Raw genomic sequence first — 19,687 nt, 5'->3', positions numbered from 1 at the left:
GCGTTCCCGTCCTACTCCCGCACGTCCACGGGCTCGTCCACGCCCCACTGCGCGAGCAGCCGCAGCGCCTCCGCCGAGGGCGTCCCCGGCTCCGCCTGGTACGTCACGAGCACCAGGTCCGGATCGGCGCCGGACACCTTCAGCGTCTCGTACGACAGCGTCATCTCGCCCACCAGCGGGTGGCGCATCCGCTTCGCGCCGTGCCCCTTGTCCGCCACCGTGTGCGCCGCCCACAACGAACGGAACTCCTCGCTCCGCACCGACAGTTCGCCCACCAGCGCGAGCAGCAGCGGATCGTCCGGATAACACCCCGCGTACAGCCGCAGCACGCTCACCACCTCGGTCGCCTTGCACTCCCAGTCGAGGTACAGGGAGCGCGCGTTCGGATCGAGGAAGACCATCCGGGCCATGTTCCGCTCGTGCGGCTCCCAGGTCGTGAAGTCGCCGAGCAGCGCCCGCGCCATCCGGTTCCAGGCGAGCAGGTCGAGCCGGCGGCCCAGGACGACGGCGGGCACCCCGTCCATCGAGTCGAGCAGGTGCAGGAGACCCGGCCGCACCTGCTGGGGCCGGGAGATCGCCGCCCGCTGCCGCTTCTTCACCGTCGGCTTCGCCAGGTGCGTCAGATGCGCCCGCTCGGTGTCGCTCAGCCGCAGCGCCCGCGCGATCGAGTCCAGGACCTCCAGGGACACGTTCCGGCCGTTGCCCTGCTCCAGCCGCGTGTAGTACGCCACCGAGACCCCGGCCAGCTGCGCCAGCTCCTCCCGGCGCAGCCCCGGCACCCGCCGGTGCCGCCCGAACTCGGGCAGCCCCACGTCCCCCGGCTTCAGCCGGGCTCTGCGGGAGCGCAGGAATTCACTGAGTTCGGCACTGGGGTCCATTCGCCCCATTATCGCCGCCGGGGCGCGGCGGCGTGCCCGCGTTCCTGTCCCTGCCAGTGGTAGGCACAGCGGTCGTAGGCAGGACAGGTGGCTGGGTGACACCGGCGTTCCCGGGCAGGCTCGGAACCATGACCACGAACGTGACCACCGTCCCCGCCTACGCCGCCCCCGCCGCCAACGCCCCGCTGGAGCGCACCACCGTGCCGCGCCGCCCCGTCGGCGAACACGACGTCCTCATCGAGATCGCGTACGCGGGCATCTGCCACTCCGACATCCACCAGGCCCGCGACGGCTGGGGCAAGGGCATCTACCCGATGGTCCCCGGCCACGAGATCGCCGGCGTCGTCGCCGCGACCGGCTCCGGCGTGACCAGGTTCCGGGTCGGCGACCGGGTCGGCGTCGGCTGCTTCGTGGACTCCTGCCGGGAGTGCGCGTACTGCCGGCAGGGCCTGGAGCAGTACTGCGTGGAAGGCGGGACCGGTACGTACAACGCCCTCGACAAGAACGGCGAGCCGACCTACGGCGGCTACTCCACCCACATCGTCGTGGACGAGAACTACACCCTGCGCATTCCCGAGGGCATCGGCCTGGACGAGGCCGCCCCGCTGCTCTGCGCCGGCATCACCCTCTACTCGCCGCTCGCCCACTGGCAGGCCGGCCCCGGCAAGAAGGTCGCGATCGTCGGCCTCGGCGGCCTCGGCCACATGGGCGTCAAGATCGCCCACGCGCTCGGCGCCGAGGTGACCGTCCTCAGCCAGTCCCTGAAGAAGCGGGAGGACGCCCTGGAACTGGGCGCCGACCACTACTACGCGACGAACGACCCGGAGACCTTCACCACCCTGGCCGGCACCTTCGACCTGGTGATCTCCACCGTCTCGGCACCGCTGGACTTCGACGCCTACCTGAGCCTGGTGCGCACGGACGGCGCCCTGGTGAACGTGGGCGCGCCCGAGGAGCCGGTCAAGGTCGGCCTGTTCTCCCTGATCGGCGGTCGCAAGACGCTCGCGGGCTCGATGATCGGCTCCATCGCCGAGACGCAGGAGATGCTCGACTTCTGCGCGGAGCACGGCCTGGGCGCGGAGATCGAGGTGATCGCGGCGGACCGGATCAACGAGGCGTACGAGCGGGTCGTCGCGAGCGACGTCCGCTACCGCTTCGTGATCGACACGTCGACGATCTGACGACCGCGGGGGCCGGGCACGCGCCCGGCCCCGCCTCTGCTTCTGCCTCGGGCCCGTGCCCGGACCGGGACGGCGACGCCCGGAGCACGGCACCCGGGCGCGAGGCCCGGGGCGAGAAGACCGGGGCCGGGACACGGCGTCCAGGGCCGGGGCCGGGGCATGACGTCCGGGGTAATCGACCCGTACGCCGCGCCCCGGCACGCTGTCCCCATGACCGCATACGCCCTCGGAAACCTGCGTCCGAAGCCCGTCCTCGACGAAGAGGTCCTCACCTACATGGAGCGCGTCCGGGCCACCCTGGACCCCTACGGCGGACGCTTCCTCGTCCACGGCGCCCCCGCCCGCGAGGTCCCGGAGGGCACCTGGCCCGGCGCCCTCGTGATCATCGCCTTCCCGGCGTACGAGGACGCCCGCGCCTGGTACGCCTCCGAGCCCTACCAGGCCCTGATCCCCCTCCGCACCCGCCACATGGCGGGCGACGTCCTCCTGATCGACGGAGTCCCCGAGGACTACGACCCGGCGGCCACGGCGGCGGCCCTGCGGGCGGCGCGGACGGGGTGAGGGACGGCTACGACGGGAGCGGACCCCGCCGGTGCCGTTCCAGGGCCACCTCCAGCAGGACCTCGCGCAGCCGCTCCCGGCTCCGGCCCCGCGTCTTCACCGCGTGGCAGTTCGGGCACAGCGCGACCATCTGGCTCGGGTGGTCCCGCCCGCCCGCCGCCAGCTCCACCACGTGGTCGACCTCGAGCAGGGGCCTTCCCCGGTCGGTCAGGTCGTCCGGCTGCCCCCGGCACCCCGGGTTCTCGCACCGGCCGAGGCAGCGTTCGAGAACGGCCTCGCGGGCGGCGGCCGACCGGTAGGGGTCCCGCACGGTCCGCTCGCGGTACCGGTCCTCGCCCCGGGCCTCGCGCCGCTCCACGAGCGCGCACCACTTCTCGTACCGCGCGGCGGCGGCCACCGGGTCCACGGGAACACCACCGCCGCCGGCATCCGGGGCCGGGGGAGCGTCACCGCCGCCGGCCGCCGGATCGTCGCCGACCGAGTCGTCGTAGAGCCCGACCTCTTCCAGGAGCGGGACCTCGTCCAGGCCGTCGAAGAACCGCTCGACGACCGCCTCGACGACGGCGACCCGCGCCCGCCCCGATCCGGCGACCAGCGCGTGCACGGGGGCGGCCAGTCCGTTCCTGGGCCGCTGCTCGGAGAACCAGCGGCGGAGAGCCGTGTCGCCGTGGGCGGCCGGGACCCCGCCCGTGTGGCCCTCCAGGGACCACAGCCCGGCGCGGTGGAGGGCGAGGACGGGATAGTCCGGACGCGGCCGTTCGCCGCGCAGTCCGTGGCGCGCGAGCAGCTTCTCCAGGGCGCCGGCCGTCTCCTCCCAGGAGACCAGCCGGGACTCACCGCGCCGGGCGCGTCCGACGGCCCACAACAGGGCGACCGGCTGATAGAGGCGCGGTCCGCCGGCCGCCGTGGCGACCCGCAGCTTCCCGACCGCCCCGACGAGCCGGTCGGCGGGGGACGCCCCGGGGGCCACGAACGGCGCGCGGTCCTCGCCGGACGCCTCACCGCCCGGAAGCCCGCCGGACCCGGCGGCCGGGACGTCCGGCGCGCACGTCACGCGGAAACCCAGGCCGGTCAGCAACCGCACCGCGTGGTCGCGGCCGCCGGAGAACTCCCCGGGCTTCAGCGGCCGGCGCCCCGGAAGGTACCCGTGGGCCGCTCCCACGATCGCCTTCGAGTCGTAGGACCGGCCGCCGACCACCAGGCGGTACGTCCGCGACGGCCCGAATCCGTACCGTTCGAGGAACGCCCGGCGGCCGATCCGGTCGAACTCCTCGACGGCCCGCACCACCTGCGCGGCACCTATGTCAGTCAGCGTCACGGGCCCGACGGTAACCGAGGGGCCCGCCTCCCGGCCCTCTCACCAGCCGCTCAGCGCACGCTCCGCGTTGTCGACCAACTCCTTGTAGGTCATCACCTCGACACGGGCCATGTGCGTGTTGAGGGTGCGCAGGGCTTCATTGATGTCCTCCTCGGCCACGTCCGGCTGTACAGCCGGGTGCCCGACCAGTACGAGAGCGCTCGCACGGCGGGTCTCGATGCCCAGCTCGTCCCGGAGGCGGAGCCGGTGCTCGTCCAGGCCGACGAGGTAGTTCACCGCCTGACCGACCGCGTCGTGTACTTCCGCCGTCGGCACCCAGCGCCCCCGATGCCTTTTGACGAGAGAACCGCGGAGGCTCATGGAACGCTTCAGCTCGACGACGTGCAGGACGCCGTCCCCGCGTATCAACGGGATGTCGACCTCTTCTCCGGGGACCAGCCTGCGCCGCACCGCCTGACTCGCGAATTGCCCGCCGAAGATCCAGTGCTGTCCGTTCAGCGCGCGCTGCAGGTCCGCTTCCCCCGCTCCGGGGTCCTCCACCGCCTTACGCAGAGCCTTGAGGCCCCGGCGCCGCCGCTGGACCTCCGCGGCCCGCAGAAGCAGCTGCCCTTCCTCGTCGGCAGCCAAGAGCGCCAGGGAGTCGGGGGACATCACAATGCGACGGGCCGACCGCTCCGGGTCCTCGACGTCGACCCGCTCGTGGAACACCTGCTCCAGCCATGCGGCCACCTCGGCGCTTCCACGAAGGATCCGGTAACGTCCGGGCCGCTCCTGCGACTGCTGCATGTACCGCGCGTCCCGGCCGACCCCTTCCACATGGGCGAGCACCTCGCACGGACTCGCCCCGGGATGCTGATCCAGGTAGTCATGGCCGAGTTGCGCGAAGAACGCCAGACTCGCGGAGAGCGTCCGTGCCAGGTAGTCCTGGTGGGAACTCAGCGGTTCCGTCGACCGCTGGAAGAGCCGGTAACGCTCCTCGAACTCGGGCCGCAGGATCCGTCCCTCGGCGTAGTCCAGCGAGTCCTGGACGAGTCGCACGACCGGCCACTCGTCCGCCGTCGCCGCGGCGGCCCGCGCCTTTTCCAGCAGGGTGACGAGCGTCCTGCCGCCTCTACGGTTACGGCCCCGACCGCCGGTCATGTGCTCGGCCACCGCTCCGAGCGCGTCCTTGACCCGGGGGTCCACCGCGCGCCCGGCGACGTGCTCCAGCTGCAACTGCAGCGCGAAATCAGATCTCACATCCACGGGTACGAGTGTGGTGCCCGGCACTGACACGGAGCCGAGCCCGAATGCCGAGGACCCCGCCGGCCGGGTGTGAACCGGTGAGCAGGGTCCTGGGCGTCGCCCCTCCGGCTGGCGGGGCGGGACGCCCTACTCCGCCTTCGCCACCCCGATCGGGCACGAGACGCCCGTGCCGCCGATGCCGCAGTAGCCCCCCGGGTTCTTGGCCAGGTACTGCTGGTGGTGGGCCTCCGCCGGGTAGAACGGGCGGTCCGCCGCCGGCAGGACGTGGGTGGTGATCTCGCCGTGGCCCGAACCCGTCAGGACCTTCTGGTAGGCCTCGCGGGAGGCCTCGGCCGTCGCCGTCTGGGCCGGGGAGTGGGTGTAGAGCGCCGAACGGTACTGGGTGCCCACGTCGTTGCCCTGGCGGAAGCCCTGGGTCGGGTCGTGGGACTCCCAGAACAGCTTCAGGAGCGACTCGTACGAGACCTTCGCCGGGTCGAAGACCACCCGGACGACCTCCGCGTGGCCGGTCAGGCCCGAGCAGACCTCCTCGTAGGACGGGTTCTCCGTGGAACCGCCCTGGTAGCCGACGAGCGTCGTCCAGACGCCCTCGGTCTGCCAGAACTTGCGCTCGGCGCCCCAGAAGCAGCCCAGGGCGAAGTCGGCGACCTCCAGGCCCTCCGGGTACGGGCCGAGGAGCGGGTTGCCGAGGACGGTGTGGCGCTCCGGCACGGAGAACAACGGCTCGGCGCGGCCGGGCAGCGCCTGCTCGGGGGTGGGGAGGACGGGGGTGCGGGACAGGAACATGCTGCATCTCTCCTCGACGGTCGGCAGTCGGCACAACACCGGCGGCTCCCCGGGGATTCCCGCCCGCCGGGTCAGCGCGGCAGCGTCAGCGGGCTGCCGCCGTTCGCCTCGTACCCCGCCACCGCCAGGTTCCGGAAGAGCGTGTACTCCGCCGCCGGGTCCGCGCCCAGCGTCCACGGCACCGCGCCCACGTGCCCGTCCACCCGGACCAGCTGGTGCATGGCCTCCGCCCAGCGCTCGCCCCGCACCAGGAACCAGACGAGCAGATGGCGGACGTGCGCCTGCGTCGGGTCGTCGGCGCGGGCGGAGTGCACCGCGTACAGCGCGCCCTCGACCGCCCTGGACACCACCTCCGTGCGGAAGAAGTCCTGCACGAGCACCACGTCCGGCACGTGCTCGTACACCGCGAACAGCGGCAGCGCGGCGAGCAGCGAGCCGCGCGGGGCGCGCGCCGCGGCCGTCGTCGCGAAGTGGTCGGCCTCCTCGCGCGAACCGTGCCACTTCTCGCACCAGTAGTGCAGCGCCGCCAGGTGCGCCCCCATGTGCTGCGGCGCGCGGTCGATCACCCGCGCCCACTCCTGGTCGAACCGCTCGTGCCCGTAGCCGAGTCCGCGCGCCACGGCCAGCCGCGTGATGTACGGGACGGGGTCGCCCGGAGCGAGCAGCGCGGCCTCCTCGGTGACCTTCAGCGCCTCCTCCAGGATGATCCGGAAGTCGTCGGTCCCGGCCGCCGAGGAGCGCCAGGCCTGCTGCACCAGGAACTCGGCGTGCACGGCCGCCCCGCCCGGGTCCTTCGGCGCGTCCGCCCGCCAGGCCCGCAGCCACGCCCCGCCGGCGCCCGGCCGCTCCCGGAGCTCCAGGGAGGCCGCGCCCGCGAACGCCTGCACGCGCTGCCAGCGCAGCTCGCCCTCCTCGCCGGTGTCGGCGAGGAGCCGCGAGGCCGCCCGCCAGTCCTGGGTGGCCTGGACGACGCCGAGCACGTCGAGCAGGTCCTCGTCGGCCCCCGGCAGACGCACGTCCTGCTCCTCCTGCGGCAGGAACCCGTACGCCAGCGGGTCCGCCGCGTCCGGCTCCCCCGGCGCGGCCAGCCTGATGCCGCCACCGCCCCTGCGGCGCAGCACGTAGGGGCCGAGGACGCCGAACAGCAGCCCCATCGCGATGAGGAACCAGAGAATCTCCATCTGTCCATTGTCCAGGACAGGCCGTGAGACGAACGCGGCGGCGGCCACCCCGCGGCACTACGCTCCTGACCCATGAGCGACCAGCACACCCACCAGAGCTTCGAGACCCGCGCGATCCACGCGGGCAACACGGCCGACCCGCTGACCGGCGCGGTCGTCCCGCCCATCTACCAGGTGTCCACGTACAAGCAGGACGGCGTGGGCGGGCTGCGCGGCGGCTACGAGTACAGCCGCAGCGCCAACCCCACCCGCACCGCCCTGGAGGAGAACCTGGCGGCCCTGGAGGGCGGCCGGCGCGGTCTCGCCTTCGCCTCCGGACTCGCCGCCGAGGACTGCCTGCTGCGCACCCTGCTGGTCCCCGGCGACCACGTCGTCATCCCGAACGACGCCTACGGCGGCACCTTCCGGCTCTTCGCCAAGGTCGTGCGGCGCTGGGGCGTGGACTTCTCGGTCGCGGACACCTCCGACACCGCCGCCGTGCGCGCCGCCGTCAACGACCGCACCAAGCTGATCTGGGTCGAGACCCCCTCGAACCCGCTCCTCGGCATCACCGACATCGAGGCCGTCGCGGGCGTCGCCCGCCAGGCCGGCGTGAAGCTCGTCGTCGACAACACCTTCGCCTCGCCCTACCTCCAGCAGCCGCTGGCGCTCGGCGCGGACGTGGTGGTGCACTCGCTCACCAAGTACATGGGCGGCCACTCGGACGTCGTCGGCGGCGCCCTGGTGACGGCCGACGCGGAGCTCGGCGAGGAACTGGCCTACCACCAGAACGCGATGGGCGCGGTCGCCGGGCCCTTCGACTCCTGGATCGTGCTGCGCGGCATCAAGACCCTCGCCGTGCGCATGGACCGCCACGGCGAGAACGCGGCGAAGGTCGCCGAGATGCTGACCCAGCACCCCAAGGTCACCCGCGTCCTCTACCCGGGGCTTCCCGAGCACCCGGGCCACGAGGTCGCCGCCAAGCAGATGCGGTCCTTCGGCGGCATGATCTCCTTCCGCGTGGAGGGCGGCGAGGAGGCGGCCGTCGAGGTCTGCAACCGTACGGAGCTCTTCACCCTAGGCGAGTCCCTGGGCGGCGTCGAGTCCCTCATCGAGCACCCGGGCCGGATGACGCACGCGAGCGTCGCGGGTTCCGCGCTGGAGGTCCCGGGCGACCTCGTGCGCCTCTCCGTGGGCATCGAGAACGCCGACGACCTGCTTGCCGACCTGCGGCAGGCGCTGGGCTAGACCGGCTGGACCGGCGGACGTACGACGGCCGGGCGCGGCCCCGAGGGGGCGCGCCCGGCCGTTCCCGTGTTCCCGTGTTCCCGTGTTCTCGCGTGCTCCCGTGTGCCCTCAGGCCGGGACCTTCTCGTCCTCCAGCTCCGGGCGGACCGCGGCCCGCAGCTCGGGGGTGTCCTCGTGGCCGTGGACGGAGACCGCGTGCTCGGCGGCCCGCACCACTTCCTCCTCCTCACCGGTGAGGAGGAGGGGGCAGTTCATGACGCTCGGCGCCTTGCGGCAGTCGGCGACCTTCCTGGTCATGACGGCCTCCTCGGCACCCGTACGCGTGCCGTCTCCCTCCGGCGCAGAACCGTCCTCACCAGGCTTCGAGCGGCGGCGTCGTCCCCGCCGGCGGGACCTCCCACGGGCGGGCCGCCGACGCCCACACCACGAAGGCCAGGAGGGCGAGCGCGGTCAGGGTCCACAGCAGGCGCCGGACCCGGCGGGCCCGGCGGAGCCGCCTCGCGCCGAGGGCCGCCGCCCGTGGCGCGAGGTCGCGGGGGACCGGCGGGTGCGGGGTGTCGAGCAGCCGCCGGACCGCCGCCTCCCTGTCCTCGTACCGGCTCACGCCGCCGCCCCGAGCGCCGCGACCGAGCGGGCGCAGACGGCGCGGACCCGGGCCTCGGGAAGGCCGAGCAGGGCCGCGAGCTGTTCCTCGGCGACCCCCTCGTACAGCCGCAGGACGACCACGAGCCGTTCCTCCGGGCCCAGCGCGGAGAGCACCCCGCCGTGTCCGCCGCGGTGACGGCGGGCGGTGCGCGCGAAGCGGACGGCCAGGTCGCGGCGCGCGCACGCGTACGGGTCGTCGTCGCGCAGCCGGTCCCACACCGCGTACGTGTGCGCGAGGGTGTCGGTCAGCAGGGTCCGCGCGTGCGGGTTGCGGGCCCGCGTCTCGGCCGTCAGCAGGGTCGCGGTGTGCAGCAGCCGTCCCGCCGCCCCGGCCACGAACGCGTCGAACTCCCGGGCGCGGGAGGCGTGCCGGGCTCTCCGTACGCTCCGTCGCTCTCGCACCTCCTCATCTGAGGACAGCGCGGGGGCGGGGTCAAGACTCCGGCGCGGACTCGCTTCCCGAAGGGGCCCCGGACTCCGCCGGGGACTGGCCCGCGTGCGCCGACTGGCGTGCGGACAGGGCGGTGTTGAAGCGCGTGAGCAGGGAGCAGAAGGACTCGCGCTCCTCCTGGGTCCAGCCCTCCGTGACCTCGGCCATCAGCCGGCGGCGCGAGACGCGGACCTCCTCCAGGCGCGCGAGGCCGCGCGGCGAGAGCTGGAGGACGACCGCCCGGCCGTCCTCCGGGTGCGACGTGCGCTTCACCAGGCCGGTGTCCACGAGCGGGGCGACCTGCCGGGTGACCGTGGAGGAGTCGATGCCCATGCCCGCCGCGAGCGCCTTGACGCCCATCGGGCCCTCCTGGTCGAGGCGGTTGAGGAGGAGGTACGCGGCCCGGTCCATGGAGTTGCGGAGCTGGCCGGTGCCGCCGAGGCGGGTCTGTTCGGCCCGGCGGGCGAAGACGGCCACCTGGTGCTGGAGGGCGTCGAGGAGACCGGGGTCGAACGCGGTCGTCATGTCCTGAGATGTGGGCATGGCCGGGGGTCTCTCTCGTGCGGGAGCGGTCGGTCGGTGGGGGACAGAGTACGCGGACCCGCCGAGGTCCGTACCTGGCCCGTCCAAACCCGTTCGCCGGTCCGCCCGCCGCCGTTCGCCGGCCCGCCGACCGCAGGAGACCGGCCCGCCTGCCGCCGGACACCGGCCCGCCGGGCATCCCCGCCGGCCGCCCCCGCCGGACCGGCCGCCGGGCCCCTCCCGCGCCGGCCGTCCGTCCGCCGGCCGCCCGTCCGCCGGACGGCCACCGGGACCGTGGGCTGCGAGACTTGCCGTCATGAGCTTCCGTACGTCACACCCCCCGCACCGGCTGATGCTCGACGACGTGCGCGGGGCGCAGAAGATGCTGTCCGGGGTGGCCCGGACCACGGCGATGGAGGGCAGCCGCCACCTGTCCTCGCTGGTGGGGGCCCCGGTCCACTTCAAGTGCGAGAACCTGCAGCGCACCGGTTCCTTCAAACTGCGCGGGGCGTACGTACGGATCGCCGGGCTGCGGCCCGAGGAGAAGGCCGCCGGGGTCGTCGCCGCCTCCGCCGGGAACCACGCCCAGGGCGTCGCGCTCGCCTCCCGGCTGCTCGGCGTGCGCGCCACCGTCTTCATGCCGGCCGGCGCCCCGCTGCCGAAGGTCGCCGCGACCCGGGAGTACGGCGCCGAGGTCCGCCTCCGGGGCCAGGTCGTCGACGAGACCCTCGCGGCGGCGGAGGAGTACTCCCGGGAGACCGGCGCCGTGCTCATCCACCCCTTCGACCACCCCGACGTCATCGTGGGACAGGGCACGGTCGGCCTGGAGATCCTGGAACAGTGCCCGGAGGTCCGCACGATCGTGGTCGGCGTCGGCGGCGGCGGGCTCGCGGCCGGCATCGGGCTCGCGGTGAAGTCGGTCCGCCCGGACGTGAGGGTGATCGGCGTCCAGGCGGAGGGCGCCGCCGCCTACCCGCCCTCGCTCGCCGCCGGTCACCCGGTGTCCGTCGAGGCACCCGTCACGATGGCCGACGGCATCAGGGTGGGCCGCCCCGGCGACGTGCCGTTCGCCCTGGTCCGGGAGTACGTGGACGAGGTCCGCACGGTCTCCGAGGACGCGCTCTCCTCCGCCCTGCTGCTCTGCCTGGAGCGCGCCAAGCTGGTCGTGGAACCGGCGGGCGCCAGCCCGGTCGCGGCCCTGCTCGCCGACCCGGGGTCCTTCCGGGGCCCGGTGGTCGCGGTCCTCTCCGGCGGGAACGTCGACCCGCTGCTCCTCCAGCGCGTGCTGCGGCACGGCATGGCCGCCGGGGGCCGCTACCTGAGCCTGCGGCTGCGGGTGACGGACCGGCCGGGGGTGCTCGCGTCGCTCCTCACGGCCCTGACGGCGGTCGACGCCAACGTCCTGGACATCAGCCACGTACGGACCGACCCGAGGCTCGGCCTGACCGAGGCGGAGGTCGAACTGCACCTGGAGACGAAGGGCCCGGAGCACTGCCGGGAGGTCACGGAGACGCTGCGGGAGGCGGGGTACACGGTCCTGGACTGACCGCCGTGCGCCCCCCGGCCCCGGGCCGTGGCGCGGCCGTGCGCCCCCCGGCCCCGGGCCGTGGCGCGGCCGCCCGCCCCTGGGCCCCGGACCGTGGCGCGGCCGTGCGCCCCCGGTCCCGGACCGTGGCGCGGCCGCCCGCCCGGCGGGCGCGGACCGGCCCCGAAACCTAGGATCGGTGGGAAAGGCCCCGACCCACCGGGAGGACCCCCATGCCGGGCGCGATCCACGCCGAGGGCCTGGTGAAGACCTTCGGCGACGTACGAGCCCTGGACGGAGTGGACCTCGACGTGCCCGAGGGCACCGTCCTGGGCCTCCTCGGCCCGAACGGCGCGGGGAAGACCACCGCCGTGCGCGTGCTCACGACCCTCCTCCGGCCCGACAGCGGGCGGGCCGTCGTCGCCGGGATCGACGTCCTGGAACGCCCCGACGAGGTGCGCCGCTCGATCGGCCTCTCCGGCCAGTTCGCGGCCGTCGACGAGTACCTCACCGGCCGGGAGAACCTCCGCATGGTCGGGCAGCTCTACCAGATGAAGGGGAAGGCCGCGAAGGCGCGGGCGGACGAACTCCTCGAACGGTTCCACCTCGCCGAGGCGGCCGACCGGCCCGCCAGGACGTACTCGGGGGGCATGCGCCGCCGCCTCGACCTCGCGGCCGCCCTCGTCGTCTCCCCGCCCGTCATGTTCATGGACGAGCCCACCACCGGCCTCGACCCGCGCAACCGCCAGGAGCTCTGGGAGGTCATCAGGGAACTCGTCGCCGGCGGCACGACCCTGCTCCTCACCACCCAGTACCTGGAGGAGGCCGACCACCTCGCCCACGACATCTGCGTGGTCGACCACGGCCGGGTCATCGCCCGGGGCACCTCCGACCGGCTGAAGGCCCGGACCGGCGGCGAGCGCGTCGAGGTCGTCGTCCGCGAGCGGTCCATGCTCACCGGCGCGCGGAACGTCCTGGCCCGCTACGGCACCGCGAGCCCCGCCGCCGGAGCCGCGGACGCCGTCGGAGCCGCGGACGCCGACCGGGGCGAGGTCTCCGTCGAGGAGCACACCCGCCGGCTGACCGTCCCCGTCACCGGCGGGGCCAAGCTGCTCGCCGAGGTCATCCGCGACCTGGACGCGGCCGGCATCGGGATCGACGACATCGGACTGCGCCGCCCCACCCTCGACGACGTCTTCATCTCCCTCACCGGCCACGCGGCCGAGCAGGAGGAGGGGGAGGACGGGAACGGCACACCGGACCGGCCGGGCGGCCGGAAGCGCAGGCGGACGAAGGAGCGGACGAAGTGAGCACCACGACCGGCGCCTCCCGCGCCCCGCGGCCGCGCGGCGTCGTCGCCCGGTCCGCCGGCGACTCCCTCGTCGTCGCCCGGCGGAACCTGATCCGGATGACCCGGATTCCCGAGATGATCCTCTTCGGGGTCATCCAGCCGGTGATGTTCGTGGTCCTCTTCACGTACGTCTTCGGCGGCTCCATGACGATCGGCGGCACCACCGACCCGGACGTCTACAAGGACTTCCTGATGGCGGGCATCTTCGCCCAGACCGTCACCTTCGCCACGGCGGGATCGGCGGCCGGCATCGCGGACGACATGCAGAAGGGGATCATCGACCGCTTCCGCTCCCTGCCGATGGCGCGGGGCGCCGTCCTCACCGGCCGTACCGTCGCGGACCTCGTGCAGACGTCCGTCACGCTGCTCGTCCTCGCCGTCGTCGCGCTGCTCGTGGGCTGGCGCACCGGTTCCGCCGAGCCGACGAACGCCGGCCGGGTGCTGGCCGCCTTCGGCCTGCTGCTGCTCCTCGGCTACGCCTTCACCTGGATCGGGGCCCTGATCGGCCTCTCCGTCCGCACCCCGGAGGCGGCCACCTCGGGCGGGATCATCTGGCTCTTCCCGGTGACGTTCGTCTCGAACGCGTTCGTGGACTCGGACCGGATGACGCCCTGGCTGCGCCACATCGCCGAGTGGAACCCCTTCAGCGCCACCGTCCAGGCGTGCCGGGAGCTGTTCGGCAATCCCGGCGTCTCGACCTCGGACGCCTGGCCGATGCAGCACGCGGTGTGGGCGTCGGTCATCTGGTCGGTGCTGATCGTCGCGGTCTTCCGGACCCTGGCCGTCCGCAAGTACCGCTCGGCGGCCGTGTGACCGTCCGGCCCCCGTCCGGCGACCGGGCGGGAGCCGGGGCCGCCGCGCGTGCGCGCGAAGGAGGGCCGGACCCCGCACGGGTCCGGCCCTCCTCGGGAAAGCGGGCGCCTCAGCCGGTGTACGGCTTCGCGCTGAGGATCTTCACCTTGGCCTTCTTGCCGTTCGGCAGCTCGTACTCGGCGTCGTCACCGGCCTTCTTGCCGTTGAGCCCGATGCCCAGCGGCGACTGCGGCGAGTAGGTCTCGATGTCACCGCTCGCGTACTCGCGGGAGGCGAGGAGGAAGGTCAGGGTGTCGTCCTCGTCGCCGTCGAACGCGATCGTGACGACCATGCCGGGCTCGACGATGCCGTCGTCCGCCGGGGCCTCGCCCACCTTGGCGTGTTGGAGCAGCTGGGTGAGCTGACGGACGCGGAGCTCCTGCTTGCCCTGCTCCTCCTTGGCCGCGTGGTACCCGCCGTTCTCGCGCAGGTCGCCCTCTTCGCGCGCCGCGGCGATCTTGGCGGCGATCTCGGTACGCGCGGGACCAGACAGGTACTCAAGCTCGTCCTTGAGCTTGTTGTACGCCTCCTGGGTGAGCCAGGTGACGTTGTCGCTGGTCTGGGTCACAGGTGCTCCTCGTAGGTACTGGGTATACAAAGCATCGCCCTACACGGGAATGCTGTGCTGTCCCGGGTGGGCGAAACCACGAGCCTAACAATGAGTGGCGGAAAGCGGGAGGACATAAACCATCGGGATGGCGTCACCCCAGGTCACCGTGGTGACCGATCAGGACTCGCGCTCCGTTCCCTACCCACCGCTACCGCGTCGTACACCCGATCAGTTCGGCGCTCGTCGCACGGGCCGTGGTGCGGAGGGAGAAGACCTGGTCGACCCGGGAGGCCGGGTCGTCGACCCGGACGTCCTTGCGGGCCACCTCGGTGCCGTCCTCGGAACGCGAACGCAGGGTGCAGACGCCCCGGACGCCCTCGTCCTTCCGGATCTCCAGGTGCACCTGGACCTCGGAGGCGCTCACCACGTCGAACTTGATCAGCTCGGCGCTGATGCGGCTCTCGACGACGTAGTGCCAGCCGAACCAGCCCATCAGGCCGAGGAAGAGGACCCCGAGCACCGCTCCGGCGACCTTGAGCTTGTGGTCGGCCCGCTCGTCCGCGGAGCGGCCGTAACGCCCTTCGGGAAGCCGCTCTCGCACCGCGCTCATGATCGATCCTCTCGAAGCAGGGGGTGGCGGAATTTTCGACCCCCCGATTCCGTCACTATAGAGACCTCCCTCCGCGACGAATCACCGAGGACCACGTCTTGACTGTCTTGACTGAGCAGCTGCGCCTGATGGCCGTACACGCCCACCCCGACGACGAGTCGAGCAAGGGTGCGGCCACGATGGCCAAGTACGTGTCCGAGGGGGTGGACGTCCTGGTCGTGACGTGCACGGGCGGCGAGCGCGGCTCGGTCCTCAACCCCAAGCTCCAGGGCCGGCCCGAGATCGAGGAGAACATCCACGAGGTCCGCCGCAAGGAGATGGACAGGGCCCGCGAGATCCTGGGCGTCTCCCAGGAGTGGCTGGGCTTCGTCGACTCCGGCCTGCCCGAGGGCGACCCGCTCCCCCCGCTGCCCCAGGGCTGCTTCGCCCTGGAGGACGTCGACACGGCGGCCGGGGAGCTGGTCCGCAAGATCCGCGCCTTCCGTCCCCAGGTCATCACGACCTACGACGAGAACGGCGGGTACCCGCACCCCGACCACATCATGACCCACAAGATCTCCATGGTGGCCTTCGACGGCGCGAACGACGCCGTGAAGTACCCGGAGGACGAGTTCGGTCCGCTCTGGCAGCCCCTGAAGCTCTACTACAACCAGGGCTTCAACCGCCCCCGCACCGAGGCCCTGCACCAGGCGCTCCTGGACCAGGGCCTGGAGTCCCCCTACGGGGAGTGGCTGGAGCGCTGGAAGGAGTTCGAGCGCACGGAACGCACGCTGACCACCTTCGTGCCCTGCGCCGACTTCTTCGAGACCCGCGACCGGGCGCTGATCGCCCACGCCACCCAGATCGACCCCGACGGCGGATGGTTCCGGGTCCCGATGGAGATCCAGAAGAAGGTCTGGCCGACGGAGGAGTACGAGCTCAGCAAGTCGCTGGTGCCGACCTCCCTCCCCGAGGAAGATCTCTTCGCGGGCATCCGCGACAATGCCTGACATGAGCGCACACCTGGCACTGACCCAGCTTGTCCCCTTCGCCGCCGAAGAGCTGGACAAGAACAAGGTGACCCCCGGCGTCCTCGGCTTCGTCGTCTTCGCCGTCCTGGCCCTGGCGGTCTGGCTGCTGATGAAGTCGATGAACCGCCACATGGGCAAGGTCTCCTTCGAGGAGGCCCCGGACCCGGCGGCCGCCCCGGACGCCCCGGCGGCGGCCGGCACCGGCAAGAAGTAGCCCCGGGAGCGACCGCCGGAGGGAGTTCCCCCGGAGGGAACTTCCGCCCCCGGCCCGTACGCGGACGGCGTACGGGCCGGGGCGCTTCCGCGCGCCTGCCGGTCGTACAGGGGGCGGGGACCGGACCACGTGAACCCGGTTGGCCGGGACGACCTCGCCGTAAAACCCGCGAGCCCCGTGGTGTGCGGCGCTCACACCTCTCTGATGATCACGCGCGTCCCGCAGAGCTTCGACCAGTCGTCACGGTCGGAGGTCAGAACGATCACGGGGGCCGGGACGCCTCGATGCGAGCCGCCATCTTGCGGTCGCTGCGCAGGAGCAGGGAGAACGCCTCGGAGTCGAGCACCAGCGAGCGGGCCGGCAGCTCCTTCACGCGGCGCCCCGCTCGGTGTTCCCGTCGCCGAACAGCTCGCGACGAGCGGCTTCGATCTCCTGCTCCGTGAGCGCGCCGTGCTCCTCCTCGTGGGACGCCACGATCTCGGCGAGCCCGTTGAGCGCTGTGTCCAGACCGCTCGTGTGGGGAGAGCCCTGCCGTCGGTGTCGAACGCCGACGGCAGGGTCAGCGAGAGAAAGCTCGCCTCCGGTCGGTCTTTAAGCGACTCAGCGTACGAGGATCAGCCCGCAGCTGTACGCGCGCGCGTGGCCGATGCCCTGAGCGAGGGCCGCGACGAAGGTCTTGGGGTCGGTGACCGTGAGCGTGCCTTTTATCTCCGCACGGGCGATGCGCAGGCCCTTGTGCGATGCCGGGCTGGAGACGACCGGAAGCATGCGAACGGCGATCCGGTCGGTGTCGGTGTCCGCTCCGATACGGGTCACGCCGTCCGGTGCGACCGCGGGTTCGCCGAACGGCTGGAGACGGCGTGTGAACCACCCCTTCACGTGTTCGGGGCGAGTGTGAGGGACGCGGGTGCCGCGGCTCTTCGGTGGAGAACCGGCCGGGGGCGGAACGGCCCGCACGGGATTGACGACTGTGCGGAAGGCGACCTGTTCACCGGCCCGGAAGGTGCGGTCGATGGTGAGGGGCTCCGGCTTTTCGGCCAGGGCGGCCGAGGGGATGTTGCTCCAGTCGGCGGCAAGTGACGACTGGACCACCAGGTTGAGCCGCGCCTGACGGAGGTCGACGGTCCAGGTCGACAGGATGCCCATCTGGGATCGCGGGCTCTGGGCGCCGTCCTCCAGCCAGCCGAGGAAACCGCTCATGACGGTCCGGTGCATGTCCTGTGCGTCGATGAGCATTTTGCCGACGAAGGGGTGCCGGGCATCCAGGGTCAGCAGGGTCTGCGCGGCGACGAACCTGGCGGCCCGGCCCCCCGGAGGCGCGTCCGACGCGGTGGTGGTCGTGTTCACAGGATGATGTCCCATCCACGGGCTTGTGCGGCGATGGTGATGCGGTGACGGGTCTCCCAGCGGAGGCTGTGGGTACCTCCGTCCGATCCGAAACACACGGGCTGGTCGGACAGGGGGCCGACACCGGGAATCGGCTGAGGGGCTTCGATCCAGGCCCACGGGCGCCCGCGCGCCACGCCGGCCTGCGGCTCGCCTTCATGGCCGACGGCGTCGGGAAGCAGCGCATGCGTCTCGAACGCCTTCTTGAGAGGGCCGGGAACGACGCCGAGGGCGAGGTCCCCCGAAGGGGGACAGGCTTTCCGGCCGAGCCAGAGGAGGCGCTTCGGGTGCTCCAGGGCGTGGGCGACGCGTCTCAGGAGGGCCTGGTCCGGATGCTCGAGGCCCACGAGGAACGCGGCGTCGGCGAGGTACCAGCGCTCGGTGATCAGGCTGTGACGGCGCACCTCTTTGGAAACGAGGTTCCCAGATTCCGGATCGGCGGTGACGTACTTCGGCGAGCCATACCATGCTGTCAGCTCCTCGCGGCCGAACGGACCGGGCTGCGACGGGTCCGGCAGCGGGGCGGAAGTCGCCTTGGCGGCTCGCTGGTGGTCGGTGATGAGATCACGGGGGCGCAGAGGATACCGTCCGCCGCCGACGGTCTGGTAGTCGCGAAGCGGCGTGCCGGGCCGATCGGCCCGCACTCCGAAGAGCACCTCGGCCAGCTCCCCGAGGGGTTCTTCCCGGGGCAGTCCGAGGGCAGCGGCGCACAGGCCGATCACACCTGATTTCGTGGGACGGCCATGGGTGTCGCGGCGGGCGAACCTGCCGGTGATGCCCCAGGACTGCAGGGGGCCGGCCAGCCGGACGAGCAGGACGTGCGTGTCGGTGGCGACGGTCACGGGACGAGATCCTCCGCCCGCTCCACCACGGACAGCGACTCCGGCAGTCCCAGTTCCTCCAGGAGCAGGTCGATCTCGGGATCGTACGTGAGCACGTGCGCGGCGCGTAGATCGTCGCGGCGGCGGCTGACGAAGGTGTGGTGACGCAGCAGCCTGCGTACGGCGGCCGGACCCGCCGGCCCTTCCCCGCCCTCGGACAAGGGCGTCTCGTCGACCGGCTTCTGGAAGGCGGACGCATAGTTGTAGGGACGTTCGCCCTCGAACGCGAGGACGAGTGCAGGGAGTGAACCGGTGGACGCAGTGGAGTTCTTCTTTGCTTCCGGAAAGGCTTCGACGAAGGAGTTCACGAACTCTTTCTCGGCCTCGCGGGCGACCTCCTCGGTCTCGGCTTCGTCCATGCTGGCTGCTCGCAGATTGGTGCGGAGCTGTGTCCGGTCGAGGACGGCGTGCCGGTAGAAGGTACCGGAGATCAGAGATTGATAACCGGTCATGCCTGCGCCCGCGTCGTCCGCGGCGTCGAGGAAGTCGAGGGCGTTGCGCTTCCGCTCCAGTTTCGCGTCGTCGGCAGCGGCGTAGAAATCCTCGATCTGTTCCGACTCGTGAACAGTGAAGGCGTGTCCGGTCTGGACGGCGCCGTCGACATTCGGCGAGTCGGGGATCTCGGCGAGGAAACGACCGTAAAGAGCGATGTCCACGGCGTCGCGAGGAGCGAGGGCCAGGAGGACGGCGTCGCGTGTGGCTTTGGGCAACGGGGGAAGTTCGACGGCCACGGTCGCGGCTGCTTCCGTCGTGGTTCCTTCTGCCTCCTCCGGTGGTGTCGCAACCTTTTTGCCGGCTCCGCGACGCGTCTTCTTCGCCGCCTCGGCGCGGGCCTGAGCGTCGAGATACGCATCGCGCCACTCCTCGACCTCGGCCGCCCGGTCGGCGATGTGCTGTGCGATCTTCGCCCCGGCGTCGGACGGCGCGAAGATGAGCACTTTGGTCAGGTTGGCCACGGTCTTCTTCTTCGGGTCGCCGAACTTGAGGCCGGTTCCCTCCAGGACCGCACGGGCGGTGACGAGGGCCTTGTCCCGTTCCCACCCATGAGCGGACTCGAGTTCCCGACCGGTGAGGAGCGCCCACTCCCGGGTACGGATACCCATGCTCCGCCCCTTCAGCGCACCCCGGCCGGCGTTGGCCCGGTTCCGGGCATGGACCCGTTCCGCACGCCTGCGGGCCTGACTGGTGATCATGTGCCGTTCCACCCCGCCGAAGACAAGGGTTTTGGGCTGGGCGTTCTCGTCGCGCACGGGGAGGACCGCCGCCAGGGTCTCGATGAGGTGCAGGGAGAGGAACTGGCTTCGGGACGACTCGGTCATGAGGTGATGCCCTTC

At 72.3% G+C, this 19,687-nt stretch carries 22 protein-coding genes and 1 pseudogene; 8 read left to right on the top strand and 15 right to left on the bottom strand.

The features are described 5' to 3' along the window. Positions 1-11: 11 nt before the first annotated feature. Complete coding sequence (locus ACZ3IL_RS03330; RefSeq protein WP_467386057.1) at positions 12-878, bottom strand: helix-turn-helix domain-containing protein; 867 nt, start codon at positions 876-878, stop codon at positions 12-14. Between the two features lie 128 nt (positions 879-1,006). Here ACZ3IL_RS03330 and ACZ3IL_RS03325 point away from each other — a divergent pair, with 128 nt between their 5' ends. Both ACZ3IL_RS03325 and ACZ3IL_RS03320 read left to right on the top strand, forming a co-directional pair. After that, positions 1,007-2,059 carry an NAD(P)-dependent alcohol dehydrogenase gene (locus ACZ3IL_RS03325; protein WP_467386055.1) on the top strand — a complete coding sequence of 351 codons (1,053 nt, stop codon included), beginning with the start codon at positions 1,007-1,009 and terminating at the stop codon, positions 2,057-2,059. A gap of 210 nt (positions 2,060-2,269) precedes the next feature. Beyond that, positions 2,270-2,620 carry a DUF1330 domain-containing protein gene (locus ACZ3IL_RS03320; RefSeq protein ID WP_467386053.1) on the top strand — a complete coding sequence of 117 codons (351 nt, stop codon included), beginning with the start codon at positions 2,270-2,272 and terminating at the stop codon, positions 2,618-2,620. A gap of 7 nt (positions 2,621-2,627) precedes the next feature. On the opposite strand, the gene ACZ3IL_RS03315 is transcribed toward ACZ3IL_RS03320, so the two are convergent. The 4 genes from ACZ3IL_RS03315 to ACZ3IL_RS03300 all read right to left on the bottom strand — a co-directional run bounded on the left by ACZ3IL_RS03315 (position 2,628) and on the right by ACZ3IL_RS03300 (position 7,150). Further along, positions 2,628-3,938, bottom strand: a complete 1,311-nt coding sequence (locus ACZ3IL_RS03315) for an HNH endonuclease signature motif containing protein (RefSeq protein WP_467386051.1) — start codon at positions 3,936-3,938, stop codon at positions 2,628-2,630. Between the two features lie 39 nt (positions 3,939-3,977). Further along, entirely contained in the window at positions 3,978-5,177 is a 1,200-nt protein-coding gene (locus ACZ3IL_RS03310; protein WP_467386049.1) for a Shedu anti-phage system protein SduA domain-containing protein, read from the bottom strand. 132 nt (positions 5,178-5,309) lie between these two features. Next, on the bottom strand, positions 5,310-5,969 hold the full coding sequence (msrA, locus tag ACZ3IL_RS03305) for a peptide-methionine (S)-S-oxide reductase MsrA (protein ID WP_467386047.1): 660 nt from the start codon (positions 5,967-5,969) through the stop codon (positions 5,310-5,312). Between the two features lie 71 nt (positions 5,970-6,040). Continuing rightward, positions 6,041-7,150, bottom strand: coding sequence for a hypothetical protein (locus tag ACZ3IL_RS03300; RefSeq protein WP_467386045.1), 1,110 nt, complete (start codon positions 7,148-7,150; stop codon positions 6,041-6,043). A gap of 72 nt (positions 7,151-7,222) precedes the next feature. Between ACZ3IL_RS03300 and ACZ3IL_RS03295 the strand changes: the two genes are divergently transcribed. Then, positions 7,223-8,377, top strand: coding sequence for a cystathionine gamma-synthase (locus ACZ3IL_RS03295; RefSeq protein WP_467386043.1), 1,155 nt, complete (start codon positions 7,223-7,225; stop codon positions 8,375-8,377). 108 nt (positions 8,378-8,485) lie between these two features. Here the strand turns inward: ACZ3IL_RS03295 and ACZ3IL_RS03290 are convergent, their stop codons facing one another. The 4 genes from ACZ3IL_RS03290 to ACZ3IL_RS03275 are packed head-to-tail and all read right to left on the bottom strand — an operon-like array spanning position 8,486 to position 9,995. Then, positions 8,486-8,674: a DUF1059 domain-containing protein gene (locus ACZ3IL_RS03290; RefSeq protein WP_467386041.1), complete on the bottom strand. Its 189-nt coding sequence runs from the start codon at positions 8,672-8,674 to the stop codon at positions 8,486-8,488. Between the two features lie 55 nt (positions 8,675-8,729). Continuing rightward, positions 8,730-8,981: a hypothetical protein gene (locus ACZ3IL_RS03285; RefSeq protein ID WP_467386039.1), complete on the bottom strand. Its 252-nt coding sequence runs from the start codon at positions 8,979-8,981 to the stop codon at positions 8,730-8,732. Further along, a complete protein-coding gene (locus ACZ3IL_RS03280; protein ID WP_467386037.1) occupies positions 8,978-9,424 on the bottom strand; it encodes a sigma factor-like helix-turn-helix DNA-binding protein in 447 nt (148 codons plus the stop codon). The genes ACZ3IL_RS03285 and ACZ3IL_RS03280 overlap by 4 nt, the downstream gene beginning before the upstream one ends. Before the next feature lie 31 nt (positions 9,425-9,455). Further along, on the bottom strand, positions 9,456-9,995 hold the full coding sequence (locus tag ACZ3IL_RS03275; RefSeq protein ID WP_467386035.1) for a MarR family winged helix-turn-helix transcriptional regulator: 540 nt from the start codon (positions 9,993-9,995) through the stop codon (positions 9,456-9,458). A 295-nt stretch (positions 9,996-10,290) separates the two neighbouring features. Between ACZ3IL_RS03275 and ilvA the strand changes: the two genes are divergently transcribed. From ilvA to ACZ3IL_RS03260, 3 genes are all read left to right on the top strand, one after another. Next, positions 10,291-11,520 (top strand): threonine ammonia-lyase, encoded by a 1,230-nt coding sequence (gene ilvA, locus ACZ3IL_RS03270; protein WP_467386033.1) that lies wholly within the window; start codon positions 10,291-10,293, stop codon positions 11,518-11,520. 212 nt (positions 11,521-11,732) lie between these two features. Beyond that, positions 11,733-12,809 carry an ATP-binding cassette domain-containing protein gene (locus ACZ3IL_RS03265; RefSeq protein WP_467386031.1) on the top strand — a complete coding sequence of 359 codons (1,077 nt, stop codon included), beginning with the start codon at positions 11,733-11,735 and terminating at the stop codon, positions 12,807-12,809. Next, on the top strand, positions 12,806-13,663 hold the full coding sequence (locus ACZ3IL_RS03260) for an ABC transporter permease (RefSeq protein ID WP_467386029.1): 858 nt from the start codon (positions 12,806-12,808) through the stop codon (positions 13,661-13,663). Before ACZ3IL_RS03265 ends, ACZ3IL_RS03260 begins: the two co-directional genes overlap by 4 nt. 109 nt (positions 13,664-13,772) lie before the next feature. On the opposite strand, the gene greA is transcribed toward ACZ3IL_RS03260, so the two are convergent. Continuing rightward, a complete protein-coding gene (greA, locus tag ACZ3IL_RS03255) occupies positions 13,773-14,270 on the bottom strand; it encodes a transcription elongation factor GreA (RefSeq protein WP_467386027.1) in 498 nt (165 codons plus the stop codon). A gap of 190 nt (positions 14,271-14,460) precedes the next feature. Beyond that, a complete protein-coding gene (locus tag ACZ3IL_RS03250) occupies positions 14,461-14,862 on the bottom strand; it encodes a DUF4307 domain-containing protein (protein ID WP_467386025.1) in 402 nt (133 codons plus the stop codon). 107 nt (positions 14,863-14,969) lie between these two features. Between ACZ3IL_RS03250 and mca the strand changes: the two genes are divergently transcribed. Together mca and ACZ3IL_RS03240 are read left to right on the top strand one after the other, a co-directional pair. Continuing rightward, a complete protein-coding gene (gene mca / locus ACZ3IL_RS03245) occupies positions 14,970-15,851 on the top strand; it encodes a mycothiol conjugate amidase Mca (RefSeq protein ID WP_467386791.1) in 882 nt (293 codons plus the stop codon). Beyond that, positions 15,844-16,086 carry a hypothetical protein gene (locus ACZ3IL_RS03240; protein ID WP_467386023.1) on the top strand — a complete coding sequence of 81 codons (243 nt, stop codon included), beginning with the start codon at positions 15,844-15,846 and terminating at the stop codon, positions 16,084-16,086. The genes mca and ACZ3IL_RS03240 overlap by 8 nt, the downstream gene beginning before the upstream one ends. A gap of 191 nt (positions 16,087-16,277) precedes the next feature. Here ACZ3IL_RS03240 and ACZ3IL_RS03235 read toward each other — a convergent pair. From ACZ3IL_RS03235 to ACZ3IL_RS03220, 4 genes and pseudogenes are all read right to left on the bottom strand, one after another. Next, positions 16,278-16,459: pseudogene (locus ACZ3IL_RS03235) on the bottom strand (hypothetical protein). Between the two features lie 227 nt (positions 16,460-16,686). Further along, complete coding sequence (locus ACZ3IL_RS03230) at positions 16,687-17,433, bottom strand: type I-E CRISPR-associated protein Cas6/Cse3/CasE (RefSeq protein ID WP_467386021.1); 747 nt, start codon at positions 17,431-17,433, stop codon at positions 16,687-16,689. Then, on the bottom strand, positions 17,430-18,314 hold the full coding sequence (gene cas5e / locus ACZ3IL_RS03225; RefSeq protein ID WP_467386019.1) for a type I-E CRISPR-associated protein Cas5/CasD: 885 nt from the start codon (positions 18,312-18,314) through the stop codon (positions 17,430-17,432). The genes ACZ3IL_RS03230 and cas5e overlap by 4 nt, the downstream gene beginning before the upstream one ends. Further along, positions 18,311-19,672, bottom strand: a complete 1,362-nt coding sequence (locus ACZ3IL_RS03220; protein ID WP_467386017.1) for a type I-E CRISPR-associated protein Cas7/Cse4/CasC — start codon at positions 19,670-19,672, stop codon at positions 18,311-18,313. Before ACZ3IL_RS03220 ends, cas5e begins: the two co-directional genes overlap by 4 nt. Positions 19,673-19,687: the final 15 nt, after the last annotated feature.

The sequence above is a fragment of the Streptomyces sp. NPDC014907 genome (assembly GCF_055562975.1).
Note: the sequence above shows the minus strand (reverse complement) of the source record. Positions and strands in the feature narration are given on the sequence as shown.

Coding starts and splice junctions, on each gene's coding strand:
- ACZ3IL_RS03330 (WP_467386057.1), bottom strand. CDS start 878: ATGGACCCCAGTGCCGAACTCAGTGAATTCCTGCGCTCCCGCAGAGCC.
- ACZ3IL_RS03325 (WP_467386055.1), top strand. CDS start 1,007: ATGACCACGAACGTGACCACCGTCCCCGCCTACGCCGCCCCCGCCGCC.
- ACZ3IL_RS03320 (WP_467386053.1), top strand. CDS start 2,270: ATGACCGCATACGCCCTCGGAAACCTGCGTCCGAAGCCCGTCCTCGAC.
- msrA (WP_467386047.1), bottom strand. CDS start 5,969: ATGTTCCTGTCCCGCACCCCCGTCCTCCCCACCCCCGAGCAGGCGCTG.
- ACZ3IL_RS03300 (WP_467386045.1), bottom strand. CDS start 7,150: ATGGAGATTCTCTGGTTCCTCATCGCGATGGGGCTGCTGTTCGGCGTC.
- ACZ3IL_RS03295 (WP_467386043.1), top strand. CDS start 7,223: ATGAGCGACCAGCACACCCACCAGAGCTTCGAGACCCGCGCGATCCAC.
- ACZ3IL_RS03290 (WP_467386041.1), bottom strand. CDS start 8,674: ATGACCAGGAAGGTCGCCGACTGCCGCAAGGCGCCGAGCGTCATGAAC.
- ACZ3IL_RS03275 (WP_467386035.1), bottom strand. CDS start 9,995: ATGCCCACATCTCAGGACATGACGACCGCGTTCGACCCCGGTCTCCTC.
- ilvA (WP_467386033.1), top strand. CDS start 10,291: ATGAGCTTCCGTACGTCACACCCCCCGCACCGGCTGATGCTCGACGAC.
- ACZ3IL_RS03265 (WP_467386031.1), top strand. CDS start 11,733: ATGCCGGGCGCGATCCACGCCGAGGGCCTGGTGAAGACCTTCGGCGAC.
- ACZ3IL_RS03250 (WP_467386025.1), bottom strand. CDS start 14,862: ATGAGCGCGGTGCGAGAGCGGCTTCCCGAAGGGCGTTACGGCCGCTCC.
- ACZ3IL_RS03240 (WP_467386023.1), top strand. CDS start 15,844: ATGCCTGACATGAGCGCACACCTGGCACTGACCCAGCTTGTCCCCTTC.
- ACZ3IL_RS03220 (WP_467386017.1), bottom strand. CDS start 19,672: ATGACCGAGTCGTCCCGAAGCCAGTTCCTCTCCCTGCACCTCATCGAG.